Raw genomic sequence first — 18,583 nt, forward strand, 5'->3', positions numbered from 1 at the left:
TGCGTGTTCCCCCTTTCTTTTGTGTATGATATAATAAAGGCGTGGAGAAAACCGTTTAACAAAGGCACTCCAATAACTGCTACTCGATGTATGGAGTTGGTTACAGGAAGCGTTGTAACCGTAAAACATCGAGCGTGGGTCCGTCTGTTGTGCGTGGAAGTCAAGTACTGCCAACAGACACACCGAGAGAATCGGTAACGATGCAGGCATGACCTGCGTCGTTGGGTAGTTGTCAACCTGCCCTGATGCAACCCCAAGTGAAGGAAGGAGGATAACATCCGCTTGCACTTCTGGGGAGTTGCAAGCCCATGACTTTAGTCATTGGGTTGTTGACGCTTTTTCCTCCTACGATGAGCAAACGTCGCATTCTTCAATCGTTACGGCAGTGCTGCGAACGTAATACGTCGATTTTAACCGTTCTTTCCATGCCGTTAAATGTAAATCCAAAAGATCTTTCGCTTTAATCGTGTTGTATACGTAAAGATTAAAACTTAACGACTGATCGACATGTTTTTGTCTAGCGGCATTTTGACGAATGCTCATCTTTTGATCCACTTCATAGGCATTTTCGTAAAACCAAAATGTTTTGGCATTTAAATCAGGAACGGTAACAGGAATTTTATAATTTTTCTTTTCTTCAAAATATAAGCGATTGAAGACAGGATCGCATGACGCCGTTCCGTTTGCTAAAACGGATGTCGAAGCGTTTGGAGCAGGCGCCATGAGATACCCATTACGTATCCCATGTCTCATCACTTGTTGCTTTAACTCATCCCAATCTAACTCATCGTGGGAATGATAACCGCGAAGCTCAAAATATTTCCCTGTATGCCAATCAGAACCTGCAAACGCCGGATATGCACCTTTTTCTTTCGCCAATTCCATGCTTGCTTGAATCGTTAAATAAGCGATTTTTTCAAATAGCTTGTCAGCGAAATCAACGCTTTCTTCACTATTCCACTTAATTCCTTTTAACGCTAATAAGTGATGCCATGAAAATGCACCTAGACCGATTGCCCGATATTTTTTATTTGTCATCACCGCTTGCAACACTTCAATGCGATTTTCGTTTAAGTCGATGACGTTATCAAGCATACGCACTTGAATCGGAATTAATCGTTCTAGTACATCGTCTTGTACGGCGCGAGCGAGATGAATGCTAGATAAGTTACAAACGACAAAGTCGCCTGGCTTTTTATGAATAATGATTTCACCATCTTGCGTATACTCTTTTGTTACGGTAGTCGCGCTCATATTTTGCATAATTTCCGTACATAAATTGCTAGAATAAATCATACCCGCATGTTTATTTGGATTCATGCGATTCGCTTCGTCGCGATAAAACATATAAGGTGTACCCGTTTCTAATTGTGATTTTAAAATGCGCTTCATAATTTCAATGGCAGGTACACGTTCTTTACTTAACTCTGGATGGTTGATACATTCTTCGTATTTTTCGCGGAAGGAGCCATGTCCTCGTTCTTCATCGTAAAAATCTTCAAGACCTAGCGGATTCCCACCTTTATCTTTCCACCCCATCACTTTTTTCACTTCATGTGGGTCAAATAAATACCAATCGCCCCGCTTTTCGACTTGTTCCATAAATAAATCAGGGATGCATACGCCATAAAATAAATCATGGCATTTTTGCCGTTCATCGCCGTTGTTTAATTTTGCGTCTAAGAAAGAGAAAATGTCTTTATGCCAAACGTCTAAATAGACGGCAATACTTCCTTGTCGCGTACCAAGCTGATCAACCGATACAGCGGTATTGTTTAATTGGCGCATCCATGGGATGACACCAGACGATACGCCTTTAAATCCTTTAATATCCGAGTTGCGTGCCCGAATTTTTCCTAAATAGACGCCGATTCCCCCACCGCCTTTGGAGAGGCGAGCGATGTCTGTATTCGATTCATAAATGCCGATTAAGCTGTCATCAACTGTATCAATAAAGCAACTCGATAATTGGCCATAAGATTTGCCTGCGTTTGCGTATGTTGGTGTAGCCACCGTCATATATTGATTCGATAATGCCCAATACGCTTCTTTAACAAGTTCCATTCGTTTTTCTTTTGGCTCATTCACCATCAGCGTAAGAGCAATGGTTAAAAAGCGTTCTTGTGGCAACTCATAAATTTCTCCGTCATATCCTTTCGCTAAATAACGATCAACGAGTGTGCGTAATCCGATATAGGTAAATTGCTCGTCTTTTTTCGAATCGATCCATGTCCCCGCTTCTTGTAGTTCTTCTTTCGTATATCGTTCAAGTACAAACGGATCGTAAATACCGAGATCAACGAGCATTGTTTGTAACTCATAAAAGTAGTGGTATGTGTCGGATACATCATAGCCACGATTGGTTGCTGCTTCATTGTACAGCTGTTGTAAATAAAGGCGTGCTGCGACAAACGTCCAATCAGGTTGTTCTACGGTGATTTCGTCAAGTGCATTTAAAATGAGTTTGTTCATCATGTCATCGTATGATTTTGTATACGTCAGCGACCGTATCGTACGCTCGATGTATCGCGCGCTTGATAAGTGTGGAAAGTCTTTGAAAATATGAAACAATAATGTGCGGATCGTTTCTTCATTTACTTCTGTTTGTTGTTTTATGTACACCATATAACATCCCTTCCCCTAGAAAATAAAAAAATCCGCTCTCGTTGAGCGGATGAAACGATGGAAAAAGGCATGCTTTCACCATCGTTTCATCTTCTCAATCCCCGAAGAATATGAAACGATACAAGGAAGGCAGGTCTCCTGACTTGCGCTTCTTCCTACTTTGGATTCCTTCCCATATATGCGCCATAAATAGCTGACATATACAGTGGTGTTATTTCCATTTCGTCTGCGCACACAGTTGCGGGGACAGTTCTGGATTCGCACCAGATTCCCTATTAAGTCCGTTTGGACACCTTCACTTGTCGGTTTCAATATATAGTTATTATTTCGTACGATTATCACAATATATTGTACGAAAAAGGTTTACGTTTAAAACTATAGCGAAAAATCTCAACATTTGCAATCGTTATTTTTCATCCTTTGCTACATAGCGACGATCTTTCATCCCTTTCCATACAATGTCGTTTCATAGTTTGATTTGGAATGGGAAAAATATACAAAAAATAAGCGACCGTTATGATCGCTTATTGTAGAGCTTTTTTTAGTGCAGAGATGTTGTCATTCATAATTGCGAAGTAGTCTTTGTTGTTTGCAATATCATCGTTTGTGCGCGCTTCTAAGTTGTGAAGGATAAGTACATCAGCTCCGATTTCGTTTTTCACAACTTCAGCAATTTTCGATGTTACGTTTTGCTCAAAAAAGATATAGTGTATGTCATGGTCTTTGGCGATTTGAATAATCGAAGCAAGCTGCTTTTGTGACGGTTCGTTTGTTGGCGATAGCCCAGTCACGCTTATTTGTTTTAAGCCATATCGTTTCTCCCAATAGCCGTAAGCCGCATGAGCGACAAGAATTTCTTTTCTTTTCGCGCCTTTTATCAATTGTTGGAACTGGCTATCGAGCTGTTCAAGCTGCTGTTTTAACGAAGCAAAGTTTTGTTCAAAATCATTTTTTGCCTCAGGTTTTAGTTCCGTTAACGTTTGTTTAATCGTTTCAGCCATTTGGATTGAATATATCGGATCTAACCAGACATGAGGATCTACATCACCGTGCTCATGCTCATCTTCATGGGCGTGTTCATCTTCATGAGCATGTTCGTCTCCATGAGTATCGTTGGCTGGAAGAAATTCCGTCCCAGCTGTTGCTTCCACGAACTTGACGTGTTCATTCTCTAGCGTTTCGACAACGCGATCAACAAATCCTTCCATTCCTTGACCGATGTAAATGAAAGCGTCAGCATCTGCGATTTGTTGCATCGTTTTTGCCGTCGGTTCGTATGTGTGCACATCAACGCCAGGAGGGTATACGCTTTCCACTTGAACGTGCTCACCGCCAATTTTTTCAGTAAAGTCTTGAAGAGGGTATACAGTTGTATAAACGATAAGTTGATCGTTTTTTTCCTCATTCTTCGATTCATTCGTCTGTTCTTGTTGCGAGCATCCAAACAATAGCAGTGTGCTCGTAAGTATAATGGATAAAATGGTTTTTACCTTCATCTTCTTCCTCCTTCCAAATAAAGAAAGATGTTTCTGATCGTCAAATAACATCTTTCTCACTCCTGTTTTATTATATCGTAATCGTTACGATTTGAAAACTATGAAACAGAAACAAATGGTGGGAGTGGATCGACAAAAGTAGACCAATCTTCAAACGTAATTATTACGATTTACATTGTTTATCATATCGAAAAAAAGAGAAAGGGCAACTATTTTTGCTCTTTCTCTGGAACAGGATCAAATCCACCTGGATGAAATGGATGGCATTTTAAAATGCGTTTGATTGTTAAATAGCCTCCTTTAAGTGCACCGAAGCGACGAATCGCTTCTAATCCGTAATGCGAACAAGTCGGATAAAAGCGACATGTCGGTGGTTTTAAAGGGGAAATAAATCGTTGATAAAAACGAATGAGTAAGATGAATATATGTTTCATGTAATACGCCCGCCCCTATTTTTTCTTATTGTAACATAGTTGGACGAAACAATTCCAACAAAAAAAGATGAAAAAAGTCGGACTTTTGTGTATGATAAAAACGTGACAATTGAAAAAGAGGTGAGAAATATGCCTTCAGTAGAAAGCTTTGAACTAGACCATTGTGCGGTCAAAGCACCGTACGTTCGCCATTGTGGTGTTCATCAAGTCGGTAGCGACGGTGTTGTGAATAAATTTGATATTCGCTTTTGTCAACCAAATAAAGAAGCGATGCAACCGGCAGCGATTCATACACTTGAACATTTACTAGCGGTGCACATTCGTAAGCATGCTGAAAAATACGCTCATTTTGATATTATCGATATTTCTCCGATGGGATGTCAAACGGGGTATTATTTAGTCGTTAGTGGCACGCCAACAGTCGAAGAAATTATTGATTTGCTTGAGGCGACGATGAATGAGGCATTGACGGTTACAGAAGTGCCAGCTGCAACGGAAAAAGAGTGCGGTCAAGCGAAATTGCACGATTTAGAAGGAGCTAAGCGACTTATGCGATATTGGCTATCGCAGCCAAAGGAAGAATTGAAAAAGGTGTTCAGTTAAAAAATAAAGGTTCAGGCGCGCTATACGTCTGGGCCTTTATTTTTTCAGTTGGCAATTTATCAACTATGCTTTCGAAGCGGTCACTACCAATACAATGATGGTTACATGTCTCTCTACATTGTTCATGCAAAAACGTATCATTTTCCAAATTTTTTTTTGTTTGCTATAATGAAAGAGGGGGAAGTTTATAATCGAGGAGGGAATTAGTGTGAAAGAAAAATTAATTGATATTGTCAACAAACAAATTGCAAACTGGAACGTGTTATATGTAAAATTACACAACTACCATTGGTATGTGAAAGGGCCGCAGTTTTTTACGTTGCATACAAAATTTGAAGAGTTGTACAATGAAGCGGCACTACATATTGATGAGTTAGCAGAACGTTTATTAGCATTAGGTGGAAAACCGCTAGCAACGATGAAAGATTATTTAGCGGTAGCATCCGTACATGAAGCAAAAGGAAATGAAACGGCGGAAGAAATGGTAGCGGAAATTGTTCGCGATTTTGAAACGATGATTAAAGAATTGAAAGCTGGCATGGACTACGCCGGAGAAATTGGAGATGAAACAACAGGCGATATGCTTTTAGGCATTCATCAAAGTTTAGAAAAACATGTATGGATGCTCAAATCGTTTCTCGGATAAGGTGGGAGTGGCCCCACCTTATTTGCATGTTCAGTCGCAGATGAGTGCTTTTGTTGCATGAAAATAAATGAATCGACTCACACTAACTGTAACAAACGAAAAAGAGGTGGGTCGATGAAAAAAACGTATTATGTTTCGGTGGCACGTGGTGAGATTTCACAAGTGAAAACGGCTTCCCCATGGGAATTTCGCATTGAAGCGACGGATGAAGAAATCATTCAATTACGGGAGTATTTTGATGAAATGTATTCATCCGATTGGCAATCGTTTTGGCGTGCACATGTGCCATATGTGCAATATCATTATGATCGGCCGAACGACGGGTATGACAACGCAATGAAAAAAGTGTATGAAATGATTTATGAACTTGGCGATGAGGAAGCGAAACAACAAATTGAAACGATGGGTGTCATACAGTTATAAAAGCTGTCGACTACTTCACTGTGTGGTACAATGAAGAAAACATACAGTTGAGGGTAGACGGTGATGATTGTATTTCAAGATTACTACGGATACAACGTTCGACTTTCTTTTTCTGACCATCCTTTCTCGAAGCAACCGAAACATGTTTTCGTTATTTGTCGGTACGGTGGTCGTTGGTTATTGACAAATCACGCTGTACGTGGCTTGGAGTTTCCGGGTGGCAAAGTAGAAGAGGGAGAGACGGCAGAAGAGGCAGCTATTCGTGAAGTAAGGGAAGAAACGGGAGGGGTCGTTGAAAAGATCACGTACATTGGACAGTATGAAGTCAACTGTCCGAATGAAACGATTGTAAAAAATATTTACTTTGCCCATGTTAAATCTTTGGAACAAAGGGAGTCGTATTTTGAAACAAATGGTCCTGTGCTCATTGAGCATATGCCAGATGACATAGCGAAAGATGAACGATTTAGTTTTATTATGAAAGATGGCGTATGGACATATACAAAACAAGAGTTAAAGCGGCGGGGAATGTTGTAAAACCCCACCGCTTTTTGACGTGTGGGGTTATGCGCGTTTTATTAATTTTTTTTCAAACCAACTGACAAGCTGGTACATGATGCTAGAGAGTAAAGCAATCATAAGCAAACTTAATAAAACGAGCGTAAAGTTAAACACTTGGAAGCCGTAAATAATCATATAGCCGAGCCCTTGTTTTGAGACGAGAAATTCACCAACGATGACACCAACCCAAGATAGACCAACGTTTACTTTTAACGTTGAAATGATTGTTGGGAAGGAGGCAGGTAAAATGGCCTCTGTAAACCACTGTCGTTTCGTTGCTCCGAATGTTCGAAGCACTTTTATATAGTTTGCATCGACTTCTTTAAATGAGGTGTAAACGACAATCGTTGTAATGATGATCGAAATGATCGCTCCCATTGCGACGATCGATGTCATATTCGGTCCGAGTGCGACGATTAAAATCGGACCGAGCGCTACTTTTGGCATCGCGTTTAAAATGACTAAATACGGATCAACGATTTTTGAGATGCGCGGAAACCACCAAAGTATTGCTGCAAAACAAACGCCGATCATCGTTCCGGTGATAAAGCCCAGCACCGTCTCTGTTAATGTGACGGTCGTGTGTGTTAGCAATGTATGATCGCGTATTTTGGCGATAAACAAATGCCAAATGGAAGACGGGGAGCTAAATAATAACGGATCAATCCGATGAAATCGGCTTGCGATTTCCCATAAACTAAAAAACGTAATGACAATGATTACTTGAAAAAAACGGACGATTTGTTTTTCGCGTTTTTCATATGCCATATATTGATCATATATACGTTGCAACCACTCATGTTTGTTCAATGCTCTCTAACTCCTTCCAAATCATTTGAAAGAGCGGTGAAAAATCTGGATGTTGGCGGGCTTGAAACGGTGTACACGCTTTTAACGAATCTGGAACGGTAACGATTTTTTGAATTTTTCCCGGTCTTGCGGTAAATAAAACGATGCGGTCGCTCATCGCAATGGCTTCACCAATATCGTGCGTGACAAGAAGTGCTGTTTTTTGATACTGTTTTAACGTTTCCCATACAAGATCTTCTAGTTTGAGCTTTGTTTGATAATCAAGCGCTGAAAACGGCTCATCTAACAGTAATATTTTCGGATCCGTTGCAAGCGTGCGTACGAGTGCAGCGCGTTGGCGCATTCCTCCCGACAATTCATTAGGATAGCGGTCATCGACATCGCGCAGCCCGATTTGATGCAATAGGGCGAGTGTTTGTCTCCCTGTTTTCTCGCTATATTTTCCCATTAGCTTTAATCCAAGTGTCACGTTTTGTTCGATCGTCTTCCATGGGAACAAATAATCATGTTGTAGCATATATCCAATCGTTTGACGCATTGTTCTTATTTCTTTTCCTTCGATAAGCACACGTCCTTTTGTCGGTTCGATCAATCCTGCGATAATTGAAAGAAGCGTTGTTTTTCCACAGCCGCTTGGGCCGAGAAAGGAGACAAACTCTCCTCTCTCGACAGTTAGCGATAGATGATCAAGCGCCAATACGGCAGATTGCTTTGTGACGTAGGCGTGCATCACTTGATCAATCGTTAAAATGGGCATGATGTTCACCTACTTTTTTGCATGTTCAGCAAATGATGTATTGACTAAAATGGAGTGATCCACGTACGACGGTAATTCATTTGCTTCCTTCATCACGTTTTGGAGATTGTTCCATTCTTCTTCATCTAAAATCGGATCAGTTGCGTATGAACCTTGTTGTTTATAGCGATCGACGACTTTTTCAATGAGAGCGATATCTGTATTTTCAAAGTACGGTTGAATGACTGTTGCAATTTCTTTCGCATCATGTGTTTGTACCCATTGTTGTGCTCTATAAAGGGCACGCGTAAATTTTTCGATGACATCTTTATTTTTGTCGATAAAACTTTGTTTTGCCATAAATGTCGTATATGGGAGATGACCAGATTCCGTTCCGAATGAAGCGACAATATATCCTTTTCCTTCTTGTTCAAAAATGCTAGCAGTTGGCTCAAATAGTTGGACGAAATCGCCTGTTCCGCTTGCAAATGCATTGGCAATATTTGCGAATTCAATATTTTGAATGAGGTTTAAATCTTTGTGCGGGTCAATTCCGTGTTGCTTCAAGACGTATTCTCCGACCATTTGCGGCATGCCGCCTTTTCTCTGTCCTAAAAATGTACTTCCTTTCAGTTGATCCCATGTAAAGTTGGCGATTGGTTTTCGTGAAACTAAAAATGTACCATCGGTCTGTGTCAATTGCGCGAAATTGATGATCGGATCAACAGCTCCTTGGCTATACACGTAAATGGACGTTTCGGAACCGACGAGCGCAATATCCGCTCCGTTTGATAAAAGTGTCGTCATCGTTTTATCGCCGCCCCACGTTGTATTTAGCTCAATATGAAGCCCTTCTTCAGCAAAAAAACCTTTTTCAATTGCCACGTATTGTGGAGCGTAAAAAATGGATCGAGTTACTTCTGCAACGCGTAACGTTTTTACATCATTTGATGAGCAGGCTGTAAGTAAAAACATTAAAATAATGAGCAAAAACCCCCATTTTCGCATGTGTTTCCCCTCTTTCCTGTCGTTTGCTTTATCGTATGCGCCTAATAAAAATGTGTGAATGATCTAAAAAGAAAACCGCCGAGCACATCCCCCGACGGTTTAATTAATTGAATGTAAGGCAATCAATTCATATGTAACGATCGTTGTCTCGTTTTCAAGAACAAGTTTTTTGACAACAGCTTGCCCTGTTGCTTCTCCGTGTTTTGTTCGTCTTACTTCTAATGGGACATCAAGCGGATATAAACGATAGCCTTCTTTTTGTAATACAAATAAGTTGTGTTCAATTCGTTTTTCTTTTCCATTTGTGACGATCATTGTTTGTACTTCTAACGGCATACCCATAGGATCACTCCATATTCCACATTTTTACCTTCATTGAAACACATTTATGACGATTACACAACTGCATTTCATATATTGATACTATATCATATAAATAAATCATATGATCTAGTGATAAATTTTATTGACAGGACAAAAATGTAAATGGTACGATGACAATAAGTTTGAAAGAGAGATGTTTGAATATTCATTTCTTTTTTGAACGAAGTGTTTACGTATGAGGGGAGTTTTTTATTGATGAAACAATTTCATTCATTTGGGTGGTATGCGGCTCGCATTGCCCCGTATTTGCCTGAGGAAGCGTTCCGTCCTGTTCCGTCTCGTCTGTTTGGTGGTCTTGCTTACATGCTCGTTTTAGTTAGCAGCATTGTCACGATTTCTTTATTTGATCTCCATTGGTTATGGAACGGATTGCTTTCAGTTGTTATTGGATTTTGTTTTGCTGGTTTAGGGTTTTTAGGACATGAAATTTTGCATGGAACAGTTGTCAAACGGGCGTGGCTTCGTGATTTGTTAGGAGGCATTGCATTTTTGCCACTTTGCACAGGTCCAAAGTTGTGGAGAAAATGGCATAACGCAACGCATCATGTGCATACACAACATGAGGAACTTGATCCGGATGCGTGGCCAACGATCAAACGTTTAGCTCAAAGTCGTTTCCTCCGTTGGGTTTATCGCATTCCGTTTCCGATTCGTGCGGCTTTTTCGTTCTTGTCTTTAGCAGGGATGTTTACAGTTCATTCGCTTCATATGCTTCTTCATTTTTGGAAGGATTTTGAAAAAGGAAATCGTCGTGCCGTATTCTGGCAATTTGTCTTACCATGGTCGGTATGGATTGGGTTATTGTTGATGATCGGAGTAGAAAAATGGCTCTTTGCGTTCGTTCTTCCACTACTTATTGGAAATACGATCGTGATGGGATACATTTCAACGAACCATCGCTTAAATCCGCTCGTTCCAGTTAACGATCCATTAGCAAACAGCTTAACTGTCATCGTTCCGAAGTGGGTCGACATATTGCATTTTAACTTTTCGCACCATACAGAACATCATTTGTTCCCAGCGATGAGTTCAAAATATTATCCGCTCGTTAAACAATATATTAAACAACTACGGCCGGATCGTTATTATGAAATGCCGATGACAAAAGCGTTAATTGCGCTATGGAAAACACCACGGCTTTATCACGAACAAACAGAACTAATCGAGCCACGTGAAGGATATGTATACGGCACGCTTGGATATGGATTAAATATAGATGACCTTTCGCATAAAGTGAAAGAAAATGTTATAGGAAAAATGGTAAAAGAAAAATAAAGCGTCGCATCTCGGCGCTTTTTGTTTTTATAAAGAAAACAAGACGTGGACAATTCGCCACGTCTTATTATTTTCTTGCATGTTTTATTATAGGGGAGATGTGTCATTGAAAGCTATTTCATTTTTTCTTTTAATTTGCTTTTAATATAATTTTTCGTCTTCTCGTCATTTTTTAGCCTCCTTTTGTTCGTTTTTATATACCACTATATGTTCCATTTCGTAAATGGTTTGTACAAACTTTGTACAAACAATAAAAAAAAGAAAAAAGCTGCCGAAACAGGCAGCTTTTGTTGTTTACGCGATTGGCCCACCGAGTTTTTCGATGCGTGGATCAATGTTTGTGAATTTTTTGAAGTTTTCCTGGAACTTCGCCGCAAGCTCTTTTGCTTTTTGTTCATACGCTTCTGGATCGGCCCATGTGCTTTTTGGTTGCAGCACTTCATCAGGCACACCGGGAACGTGAAGCGGAATATGCAGACCGAAAATCGGGTCTTGAACGGTTTCGACGTTGTTTAATTCTCCTTCTAACGCCGCTTTGACCATCGCGCGCGTATACGATAGCTTCATCCGTTCGCCAATGCCGTATCCGCCTCCCGTCCAGCCGGTGTTGATTAAAAATACTTGAACGCCGTGAGCATCGATTTTTTGTCCAAGCATGTCTGCATATCGTGTTGCTGGAAGCGGTAAAAACGGTGAGCCGAAGCATGTAGAGAACGTTGCTTCCGGCGCTGTCACTCCGCGCTCTGTGCCTGCTAATTTGCTCGTATATCCGCTTAAGAAATGATACATTGCTTGTTCTTTCGTTAATTTACTAATTGGCGGCAATACCCCGAATGCATCTGCTGTTAAAAAGACGATCGTATGCGGATGACCTGCAATGCTTGGTTGAACAATATTATCCATCGCTTCAAGCGGGTACGCCGCACGCGTATTTTCAGTTAACGTTGCATCGTCGTAATTTGGTATGCGCGTATCTGGATCCATCATGACGTTTTCTAATACGGAGCCGAAGCGAATCGCATCGAAAATTTGCGGCTCTTTTTCACGTGATAAGTTAATGCATTTGGCATAACATCCACCTTCAATATTAAAAACACCGTTGTTTGACCAACCGTGCTCGTCATCGCCAATTAGGCGACGGTTTGGATCAGCAGAAAGCGTTGTTTTTCCTGTACCAGATAAACCGAAAAAGAGCGCGACATCACCTTCTTGACCGACGTTTGCTGAACAGTGCATCGGGAAGATTCCTTGTTCTGGCAATAAAAAGTTCATGACAGAGAAAACGGATTTTTTCATTTCACCAGCATATTCTGTTCCACCAATAAGCACGGTACGACGTTCAAATGAGATAATAATAAACGTTTCTGAACGCGTGCCGTCAACAGATGGATTTGCCTTAAATGTTGGTGCAGAAATGACTGTAAATTGTGGTTCATGTGTTTGTAATTCTTCCGCTGTTGGACGAATGAACAATTGATGGGCAAATAAGTTATGCCAAGCAAATTCATTGATAACTTGAATCGGTAAGCGATAAGCAGGATCGGCGCCTGCAAAGCCATTAAATACAAATAGTTCTTCTTTTGTCATTAAATAATCGGTCACTTTGTTGTAAAGTTTATCAAATACTTCTTCAGAAATTGGTTGGTTGACAGTTCCCCAATCAATTTTATGTTTAACAGATGGTTCTTCTACAATATATTTATCTTTTGGAGAACGGCCTGTATATTTTCCGGTTGTTGCACAAATCGCTCCTGATGAAGTTAGGATGCCTTCTTTCCGAGTTAGTACTTTTTCTACTAGTCGTGGTACAGATAAGTTATGAAAAACCCCATCCCTTTGTAAGAGCGTTGATAATTTGTTTGTCAGTTCAATGGAATTCATTGGACAAAACCTACCTTTGTTTGATTTATCTTTATGTAAAAAGTATAACACATTTTGATAAATAGTCCATACTAATTCATGTATTTTTCTTGAATTTATTTTAGACATCATAAAGGGAGAAAAAACGTTGACTCGCTTATGATAGATGTGATATGATGCTGAGATGAACGGATACTCTTATCCCGAGTTGGTGGAGGGGGACAGGCCCGATGAAACCCAGCAACCGTCACATACGTGAAAAGGTGCTAACCTGTGGCAAGGGGACGCCCTTGAACGATAAGAGTGAAAGGCGCAGACAAATGCAAGAACCTTTCCTCTGAGGGAAAGGTTTTTTTCACGATAGACCATAATAAGAGGGATGAGTACCGTATCATTTGTCATTATACTGAGGAGGAATGTTTGAATGCCTAAACGTCGTCTGTTTACATCTGAATCTGTAACGGAAGGGCATCCGGATAAAATTTGTGACCAAATTTCCGATGCGATTTTAGATGCGATTTTAGCGAATGATCCAAATGCGCGTGTTGCATGCGAAACGAGTGTAACAACAGGACTTGTTTTAGTGAGCGGAGAAATTACAACGTCTACATATGTAGATATTCCAAAAATTGTTCGTGAAACGATTCGCGAGATTGGCTATACACGTGCAAAATACGGTTTTGATGCCGATACGTGCGCCGTATTAACGTCAATTGATGAACAATCACCAGACATCGCGATGGGTGTTGACAAAGCGTTAGAAGCTCGTGAAGGGCAAATGACAGATGAAGAAATCGAAGCGATCGGTGCAGGAGACCAAGGATTAATGTTTGGTTTCGCGTGCAACGAAACGAAAGAGCTTATGCCGCTTCCAATTTCACTTGCCCATAAACTTGCGCGCCGTTTAGCAGAAGTGCGTAAAGAAGACATTTTACCATACTTACGCCCGGACGGAAAAACGCAAGTGACAGTGGAGTATGATGAAAACGGCAAACCTGTACGCATTGATACGATCGTTGTTTCCACACAACATCATCCAGAAATTACGCAAGATCAAATTGTGCGCAATATTAAAGAACATGTCATTCAACCTGTCGTTCCAGCGGAGTTGATCGATGAAAACACAAAATATTTCATTAACCCAACAGGTCGTTTCGTCATCGGTGGTCCACAAGGTGACGCAGGGTTAACAGGACGCAAAATTATCGTTGACACTTACGGTGGTTATGCTCGTCACGGCGGTGGGGCTTTCTCAGGAAAAGACCCAACGAAAGTAGATCGCTCGGCAGCATATGCGGCTCGTTACGTAGCGAAAAACATTGTCGCAGCAGGTCTTGCGGATAAATGTGAAGTGCAATTAGCATATGCGATCGGTGTGGCGCAACCTGTATCGATCTCAATCGACACGTTCGGCACAGGCAAAGTATCTGAGGATGTATTAATTGAAGTGGTGCGCAACAACTTCGACCTTCGCCCAGCAGGCATTATTAAAATGCTCGATCTCCGTCGCCCGATTTATAAACAAACAGCAGCTTATGGTCACTTCGGCCGTACGGACATTGATCTTCCTTGGGAGCGTACAGATAAAGCGGAAGCGTTAAAACAACAAGCGTTACAGTTAGCGAAGTAAGGAAAAGAGGAGAGTTACAAGATGTAGCTCTCCTTTCCTATTTTTTAAGTAAGAACAGAAAGTCAACTACCCCCACTTAGCTAACGCTTGAAGTGAGGGCTTGCAACTCCCCAGAAGTGCAAACGGACTCTGTCCTCCTTCCTTGACTTGGGGTTGCATCAGGGGCAGGTTGACGACTACCCAACGACGCAGGTCATGCCTGCATCGTTACCGATTCTCTCGGCATGTCTGTTGGCAGTACTTGGCTTCCACACACAACAGACGAACCCACGCTCGATGTTTTACGGTTACAACGTTTCCTGTAACCAACTCCATACATCGAGTAGCAGTTACTGGAGTGCCTTTATTAAACGGTTTTCTCCACGCCTCTATTATATCATACACAAAAGAAAGGGGGAACGCGCATTCCTCTCCCACTTACTCCCTTTGTTCGTTGAAGTGGGAGTCTCCTGCGCGAAATAGGATGAAGCCCTAAGTAAATGCGCGACACGGCAACGCTAACAGCAATAGGTAAAAGACAAACAGCAAGCGCTGGAGCGTATAGTAAAAACGGAACGATGACAGAAAATATTGCAGTCGTATGTCCTGATGGAAATGAATGGTCAGTTAATGGGTTTTTTGTTACTTTCGTTTTATGCAGTGAAATATACGGTCGTTTGCGAGGATATATTTTTTTCATCATTGTGACAGGAATATGGCTAAGTGCTAAGGCGATCGCACTTGCGATAGCAGTATCGCGCCATTCATCCCGCAATAGCCAAATGGCTAGCATAACCGATGTAATTGAAAATGTAGCCCCTCCAACGTGTGTAATTGAACGAAAATAGGTGTTTAGCCATTTTTGATCAAAATAACGATTAATGCTGTAAAATAACTTGCACTCCCAATCGTACCATTTTCGTAACATAAGCAAATCCCCCTGATTTTATGATAAAATACATATGTGAAGTCAATAATAAAACAATGTAAAAATACCACGCTTATTTGTCGCGTGGTTTGTTTACTTGAAGTGATTTATAATATTGTCCTTTTTCGACATATTCGCGACGAATGCGTGCCATTTCACGCTCATCTTCTTCAGTTAATTCACGAATCACTTTCGCAGGACGACCGAATGCAAGTGTGCGTGGCGGGATTTTTTTTCCTTGTGGAACGAGGCTACCAGCGCCGATAAACGCACCTTCACCAATTTCGGCACCGTCTAAAATGATGGAGCCCATGCCGATGAGGGCACCTTTTCGCACGATGGCACTATGTAAAATGACCTGATGGCCAACGGTGACATCATCTTCAATAATAAGTGGATTGTTTGGACTTTGATGCAGGACAGAATTGTCTTGAATGTTCACACGATTGCCGATGATCGTTGGTGCAACATCTCCGCGAATGACAGTGTTAAACCAAACGCTCGTTTCCTCTCCAATCGTTACATCGCCTGTAATAGTAACGTAATCGGCGATGAAAGCAGAACGTGCAATGTTTGGTGTGTGTTCTTTATATGGATAAATCATTTCACTCGTCCCTTTCGTTTCGTTTTGTTATATTTAGTGTACAAATTTTTCGTCTATTCGTAAACATAAAGGAGGGGTGTATATGTGGAAATGGGAAGGAGAAAACGCAAAAGGAACGATTGTAATCGTTCACGGTGCCGCTGAACATCACGGTCGGTATAAATGGCTTATTGAAATGTTTCGCACGCACGGTTTTCATGTTGTTGCAGGAGATTTACCAGGGCAAGGAACGACATCACGCAGTCGAAGAGGACATATTGATTCCTTTGACGAATATATCGAAGCGGTTGCCAGTTGGGTGCATGAAGCAAGCGTGTATGAGCAGCCTGTTTTTTTACTTGGCCACAGTATGGGGGGACTTGTTGTCATTCGCACATTACAAGAAAAGCGTCTTCCTGTGCGCGGTGTCATTTTATCTTCTCCATGTTTAGGGCTCGTTCACTATCCGTCCAAAGCACTTGAAATCGCCTCACGCATTTTAAATGTCATTCATCCGAAAAAGCGTTTTCCATTAGGGTTAACGGTGGAGATGGCGACTCGAAATGAAGAAGTGCGTGAGATGGATAAAAACGATTCATTATACGTGACGAAAGTGTCTGTTCGCTGGTATCGTGAGCTAGTCAAAGCCATTCAGATTGCTCATGATAAAATTGCGGACTTACCAGACGTTCCGATGCTTGTCATGCAGGCGGGAGATGATAAAATTGTCGATAAACATGCAGTCAAATCATGGTTTGATCAGTTGACGGTAAGTGAAAAAGTGTATAAAGAATGGCCAAAACTGTATCATGAAATTTTTAACGAACCTGAACGTGAACAAGTATTTTTATATGCCCATACGTTTTTAACTTTGCAGCTGCAAAGGGGTGAACTCATTGAACGTTCCAACAAATCCGTTTAGTCTAATGCGAGCTGTCTATCATCGCGTTTTTCCGCTTGTTCACCGGGAACTAGCCGTTTGGAAAAAAAGAGCAGAAGCTATTCCGAACGAAGAATTGCGCAAACAAGCGTTAGCGAGCATCGCAACAAAAACGTTTCATTGCGAAGGGGGCGCGATTTTAGCTTTACTGGCGGGAAAAGAAATGGAGCGATGCATTCGTTTTATCGTTGCTTATCAAACGATTAGCGATTACCTCGATAATTTATGCGATCGCAGTACGTCGCTGGATCCGACTGACTTTCGTGCGTTGCACGATTCAATGATCCATGCGTTAACGGTCGGGGCAAAAAAAGAGGCATATTATCGTTATCGTGCCGAACAAGATGACGGTGGCTATTTGCATGCCCTTGTCGATACGTGCCAAGAAATGTTGCAAGAAGTGAAACATTATGACGTCATTGCTCCATTTTTACATGAACTTGCATCATATTATTGTGACTTACAAGTACATAAACATGTAAAAAAAGAGGAGCGCATTCCGCGCTTGAAGCAATGGTTCGCTAAACATGAAGCATCGTTGCCGAAAATGGAGTGGTACGAATTTTCCGCTTGTTCTGGTTCAACGCTCGGTATTTTTTGTCTAGTTGCTTACGCCTGCAACGATGCGTTCGATCAGCTTCTTGCACAACGTGTGCGCAACAGCTATTTTCCATACGTACAAGGGCTGCACATTTTGCTTGATTATTTCATTGATCAAGAGGAAGACCGACAAGGTGGAGATTTAAATTTTTGTTTTTATTATCCGAATGAGGAGACGCTATTTGCCCGTTTGCGTCATTTCATTGAAGAGGCAGATCGCCATATTGCACAATTGCCACATCGTGAATTTCATCGCTTTATTCATCGTGGCTTGCTCGGATTATATTTATCAGATGAAAAAGTACACGAGCAAGAAGGTATTCATAAGCTAGCGAAACAATTGTTGCGTTCCGGTGGCATGACGTCCCACTTCTTTTATTGGAACGGCAGAATGTATCGAAAATGGCAAAAATGGATGTATGCGTGAAGAAAACGGGTGTATAATGGAAGAAAAGAAGAGAGGGATGAATATGTCGTTACCTCGCTTTTCACACGTCACGTATGAACAATATCTAATTATGCGTCAACATAGTGATGAAAGATTAGAATATATTGATGGCGTCGTTTATATGACACCTTCACCGAGCATCCAGCATCAACTCGTATCAAGCAATCTTCATACAATATTCGGGAGTTATTTGAAAGGAAAGACATGTAAAGTATTTGCCGCCCCTACGGACATTGAGCTAGTGAGTGAAACATGTTCTGAAAGAAAGCTCGTCATTCCTGATTTAAGCATTATTTGTGATCAAACCGGATTTACAGACACAAAATATGTCGGTGTTCCGACGTTAATTGTTGAAATACTCAGTCCTTCGAATCAAGCGTACGATTTAGTGACGAAGTTTAATTTATATATGGAATATGGTGTAAAAGAATATTGGATTGTCAATCCAATGAAACAAGCCGTGACCGTTTATGTATTAAATGAAGAGAGGCTATACGAGCAGGCGGATATTAAAGTAAGTGTTGGAACTGTTCAATCTGTTTGCTTTCCAGGTTTGTTTGTTCATTTAGAAGAAATATTTCACTAACAAAGCAAAAGTAGCGATAGGGAAGACC

General features: G+C 41.1%; 19 protein-coding genes and 2 riboswitches. Of the genes, 9 read left to right on the plus strand and 10 right to left on the minus strand.

The window, feature by feature from the left end; translation table 11 throughout:
- Positions 1-345 precede the first annotated feature (345 nt).
- From NSS60_RS02640 to yidD, 3 genes are all read right to left on the minus strand, one after another.
- Positions 346-2,625, minus strand: coding sequence for a ribonucleoside-diphosphate reductase subunit alpha (locus NSS60_RS02640; protein WP_035018431.1), 2,280 nt, complete (start codon positions 2,623-2,625; stop codon positions 346-348).
- A gap of 110 nt (positions 2,626-2,735) precedes the next feature.
- A riboswitch (cobalamin riboswitch) is annotated at positions 2,736-2,937 on the minus strand.
- A gap of 212 nt (positions 2,938-3,149) precedes the next feature.
- Positions 3,150-4,121 carry a metal ABC transporter substrate-binding protein gene (locus NSS60_RS02645; protein ID WP_004888943.1) on the minus strand — a complete coding sequence of 324 codons (972 nt, stop codon included), beginning with the start codon at positions 4,119-4,121 and terminating at the stop codon, positions 3,150-3,152.
- A 209-nt stretch (positions 4,122-4,330) separates the two neighbouring features.
- Complete coding sequence (gene yidD, locus NSS60_RS02650) at positions 4,331-4,555, minus strand: membrane protein insertion efficiency factor YidD (protein WP_004888944.1); 225 nt, start codon at positions 4,553-4,555, stop codon at positions 4,331-4,333.
- A gap of 129 nt (positions 4,556-4,684) precedes the next feature.
- Between yidD and NSS60_RS02655 the strand changes: the two genes are divergently transcribed.
- The 4 genes from NSS60_RS02655 to ytkD all read left to right on the plus strand — a co-directional run bounded on the left by NSS60_RS02655 (position 4,685) and on the right by ytkD (position 6,764).
- Complete coding sequence (locus NSS60_RS02655; RefSeq protein WP_004888945.1) at positions 4,685-5,158, plus strand: S-ribosylhomocysteine lyase; 474 nt, start codon at positions 4,685-4,687, stop codon at positions 5,156-5,158.
- Between the two features lie 208 nt (positions 5,159-5,366).
- The gene (locus NSS60_RS02660) at positions 5,367-5,804 is read left to right on the plus strand and encodes a Dps family protein (RefSeq protein ID WP_004888946.1); all 438 of its coding nucleotides are present in this window, start codon (positions 5,367-5,369) and stop codon (positions 5,802-5,804) included.
- A 114-nt stretch (positions 5,805-5,918) separates the two neighbouring features.
- Complete coding sequence (locus tag NSS60_RS02665; protein ID WP_004888947.1) at positions 5,919-6,227, plus strand: hypothetical protein; 309 nt, start codon at positions 5,919-5,921, stop codon at positions 6,225-6,227.
- Between the two features lie 63 nt (positions 6,228-6,290).
- Complete coding sequence (gene ytkD, locus NSS60_RS02670) at positions 6,291-6,764, plus strand: RNA deprotection pyrophosphohydrolase (protein ID WP_004888948.1); 474 nt, start codon at positions 6,291-6,293, stop codon at positions 6,762-6,764.
- 27 nt (positions 6,765-6,791) lie between these two features.
- Here ytkD and NSS60_RS02675 read toward each other — a convergent pair whose 3' ends face one another.
- The 4 genes from NSS60_RS02675 to NSS60_RS02690 all read right to left on the minus strand — a co-directional run bounded on the left by NSS60_RS02675 (position 6,792) and on the right by NSS60_RS02690 (position 9,684).
- Positions 6,792-7,598 (minus strand): ABC transporter permease, encoded by an 807-nt coding sequence (locus NSS60_RS02675; RefSeq protein WP_004888949.1) that lies wholly within the window; start codon positions 7,596-7,598, stop codon positions 6,792-6,794.
- On the minus strand, positions 7,585-8,355 hold the full coding sequence (locus NSS60_RS02680) for an ABC transporter ATP-binding protein (protein ID WP_340720621.1): 771 nt from the start codon (positions 8,353-8,355) through the stop codon (positions 7,585-7,587). The genes NSS60_RS02675 and NSS60_RS02680 overlap by 14 nt, the downstream gene beginning before the upstream one ends.
- Before the next feature lie 9 nt (positions 8,356-8,364).
- Positions 8,365-9,342 (minus strand): ABC transporter substrate-binding protein, encoded by a 978-nt coding sequence (locus tag NSS60_RS02685; protein ID WP_004888951.1) that lies wholly within the window; start codon positions 9,340-9,342, stop codon positions 8,365-8,367.
- Positions 9,343-9,441: 99 nt separating this feature from the next.
- Positions 9,442-9,684 carry a DUF2584 domain-containing protein gene (locus tag NSS60_RS02690; RefSeq protein WP_004888952.1) on the minus strand — a complete coding sequence of 81 codons (243 nt, stop codon included), beginning with the start codon at positions 9,682-9,684 and terminating at the stop codon, positions 9,442-9,444.
- A 237-nt stretch (positions 9,685-9,921) separates the two neighbouring features.
- On the opposite strand from NSS60_RS02690, the gene NSS60_RS02695 reads away from it, so the two are divergent.
- Complete coding sequence (locus NSS60_RS02695; protein WP_004888953.1) at positions 9,922-11,001, plus strand: fatty acid desaturase family protein; 1,080 nt, start codon at positions 9,922-9,924, stop codon at positions 10,999-11,001.
- Between the two features lie 294 nt (positions 11,002-11,295).
- On the opposite strand, the gene pckA is transcribed toward NSS60_RS02695, so the two are convergent.
- On the minus strand, positions 11,296-12,882 hold the full coding sequence (pckA, locus tag NSS60_RS02700) for a phosphoenolpyruvate carboxykinase (ATP) (RefSeq protein WP_004888954.1): 1,587 nt from the start codon (positions 12,880-12,882) through the stop codon (positions 11,296-11,298).
- Positions 12,883-13,056: 174 nt separating this feature from the next.
- Positions 13,057-13,165: riboswitch (SAM riboswitch) on the plus strand.
- A gap of 120 nt (positions 13,166-13,285) precedes the next feature.
- On the opposite strand from pckA, the gene metK reads away from it, so the two are divergent.
- The gene (gene metK, locus NSS60_RS02705) at positions 13,286-14,491 is read left to right on the plus strand and encodes a methionine adenosyltransferase (RefSeq protein WP_004888955.1); all 1,206 of its coding nucleotides are present in this window, start codon (positions 13,286-13,288) and stop codon (positions 14,489-14,491) included.
- Between the two features lie 376 nt (positions 14,492-14,867).
- Here metK and NSS60_RS02710 read toward each other — a convergent pair whose 3' ends face one another.
- Together NSS60_RS02710 and NSS60_RS02715 are read right to left on the minus strand one after the other, a co-directional pair.
- Entirely contained in the window at positions 14,868-15,398 is a 531-nt protein-coding gene (locus tag NSS60_RS02710) for a phosphatase PAP2 family protein (RefSeq protein WP_004888956.1), read from the minus strand.
- Between the two features lie 73 nt (positions 15,399-15,471).
- The gene (locus tag NSS60_RS02715; RefSeq protein WP_004888957.1) at positions 15,472-16,002 is read right to left on the minus strand and encodes a gamma carbonic anhydrase; all 531 of its coding nucleotides are present in this window, start codon (positions 16,000-16,002) and stop codon (positions 15,472-15,474) included.
- Positions 16,003-16,084: 82 nt separating this feature from the next.
- Between NSS60_RS02715 and NSS60_RS02720 the strand changes: the two genes are divergently transcribed.
- Genes NSS60_RS02720 through NSS60_RS02730 form a run of 3 tightly spaced genes read left to right on the plus strand, consistent with a single transcriptional unit; the run spans position 16,085 to position 18,555 of the window.
- Positions 16,085-16,903, plus strand: coding sequence for an alpha/beta hydrolase (locus tag NSS60_RS02720; protein WP_004888958.1), 819 nt, complete (start codon positions 16,085-16,087; stop codon positions 16,901-16,903).
- A complete protein-coding gene (locus NSS60_RS02725; RefSeq protein ID WP_004888959.1) occupies positions 16,878-17,948 on the plus strand; it encodes a tetraprenyl-beta-curcumene synthase family protein in 1,071 nt (356 codons plus the stop codon). The genes NSS60_RS02720 and NSS60_RS02725 overlap by 26 nt, the downstream gene beginning before the upstream one ends.
- A gap of 43 nt (positions 17,949-17,991) precedes the next feature.
- Entirely contained in the window at positions 17,992-18,555 is a 564-nt protein-coding gene (locus NSS60_RS02730) for a Uma2 family endonuclease (RefSeq protein WP_004888960.1), read from the plus strand.
- Positions 18,556-18,583: the final 28 nt, after the last annotated feature.

This window comes from Anoxybacillus sp. FSL W8-0382 (assembly GCF_038003845.1).
Taxonomy (GTDB): Bacteria; Bacillota; Bacilli; order Bacillales; family Anoxybacillaceae; genus Anoxybacillus; species Anoxybacillus flavithermus_G.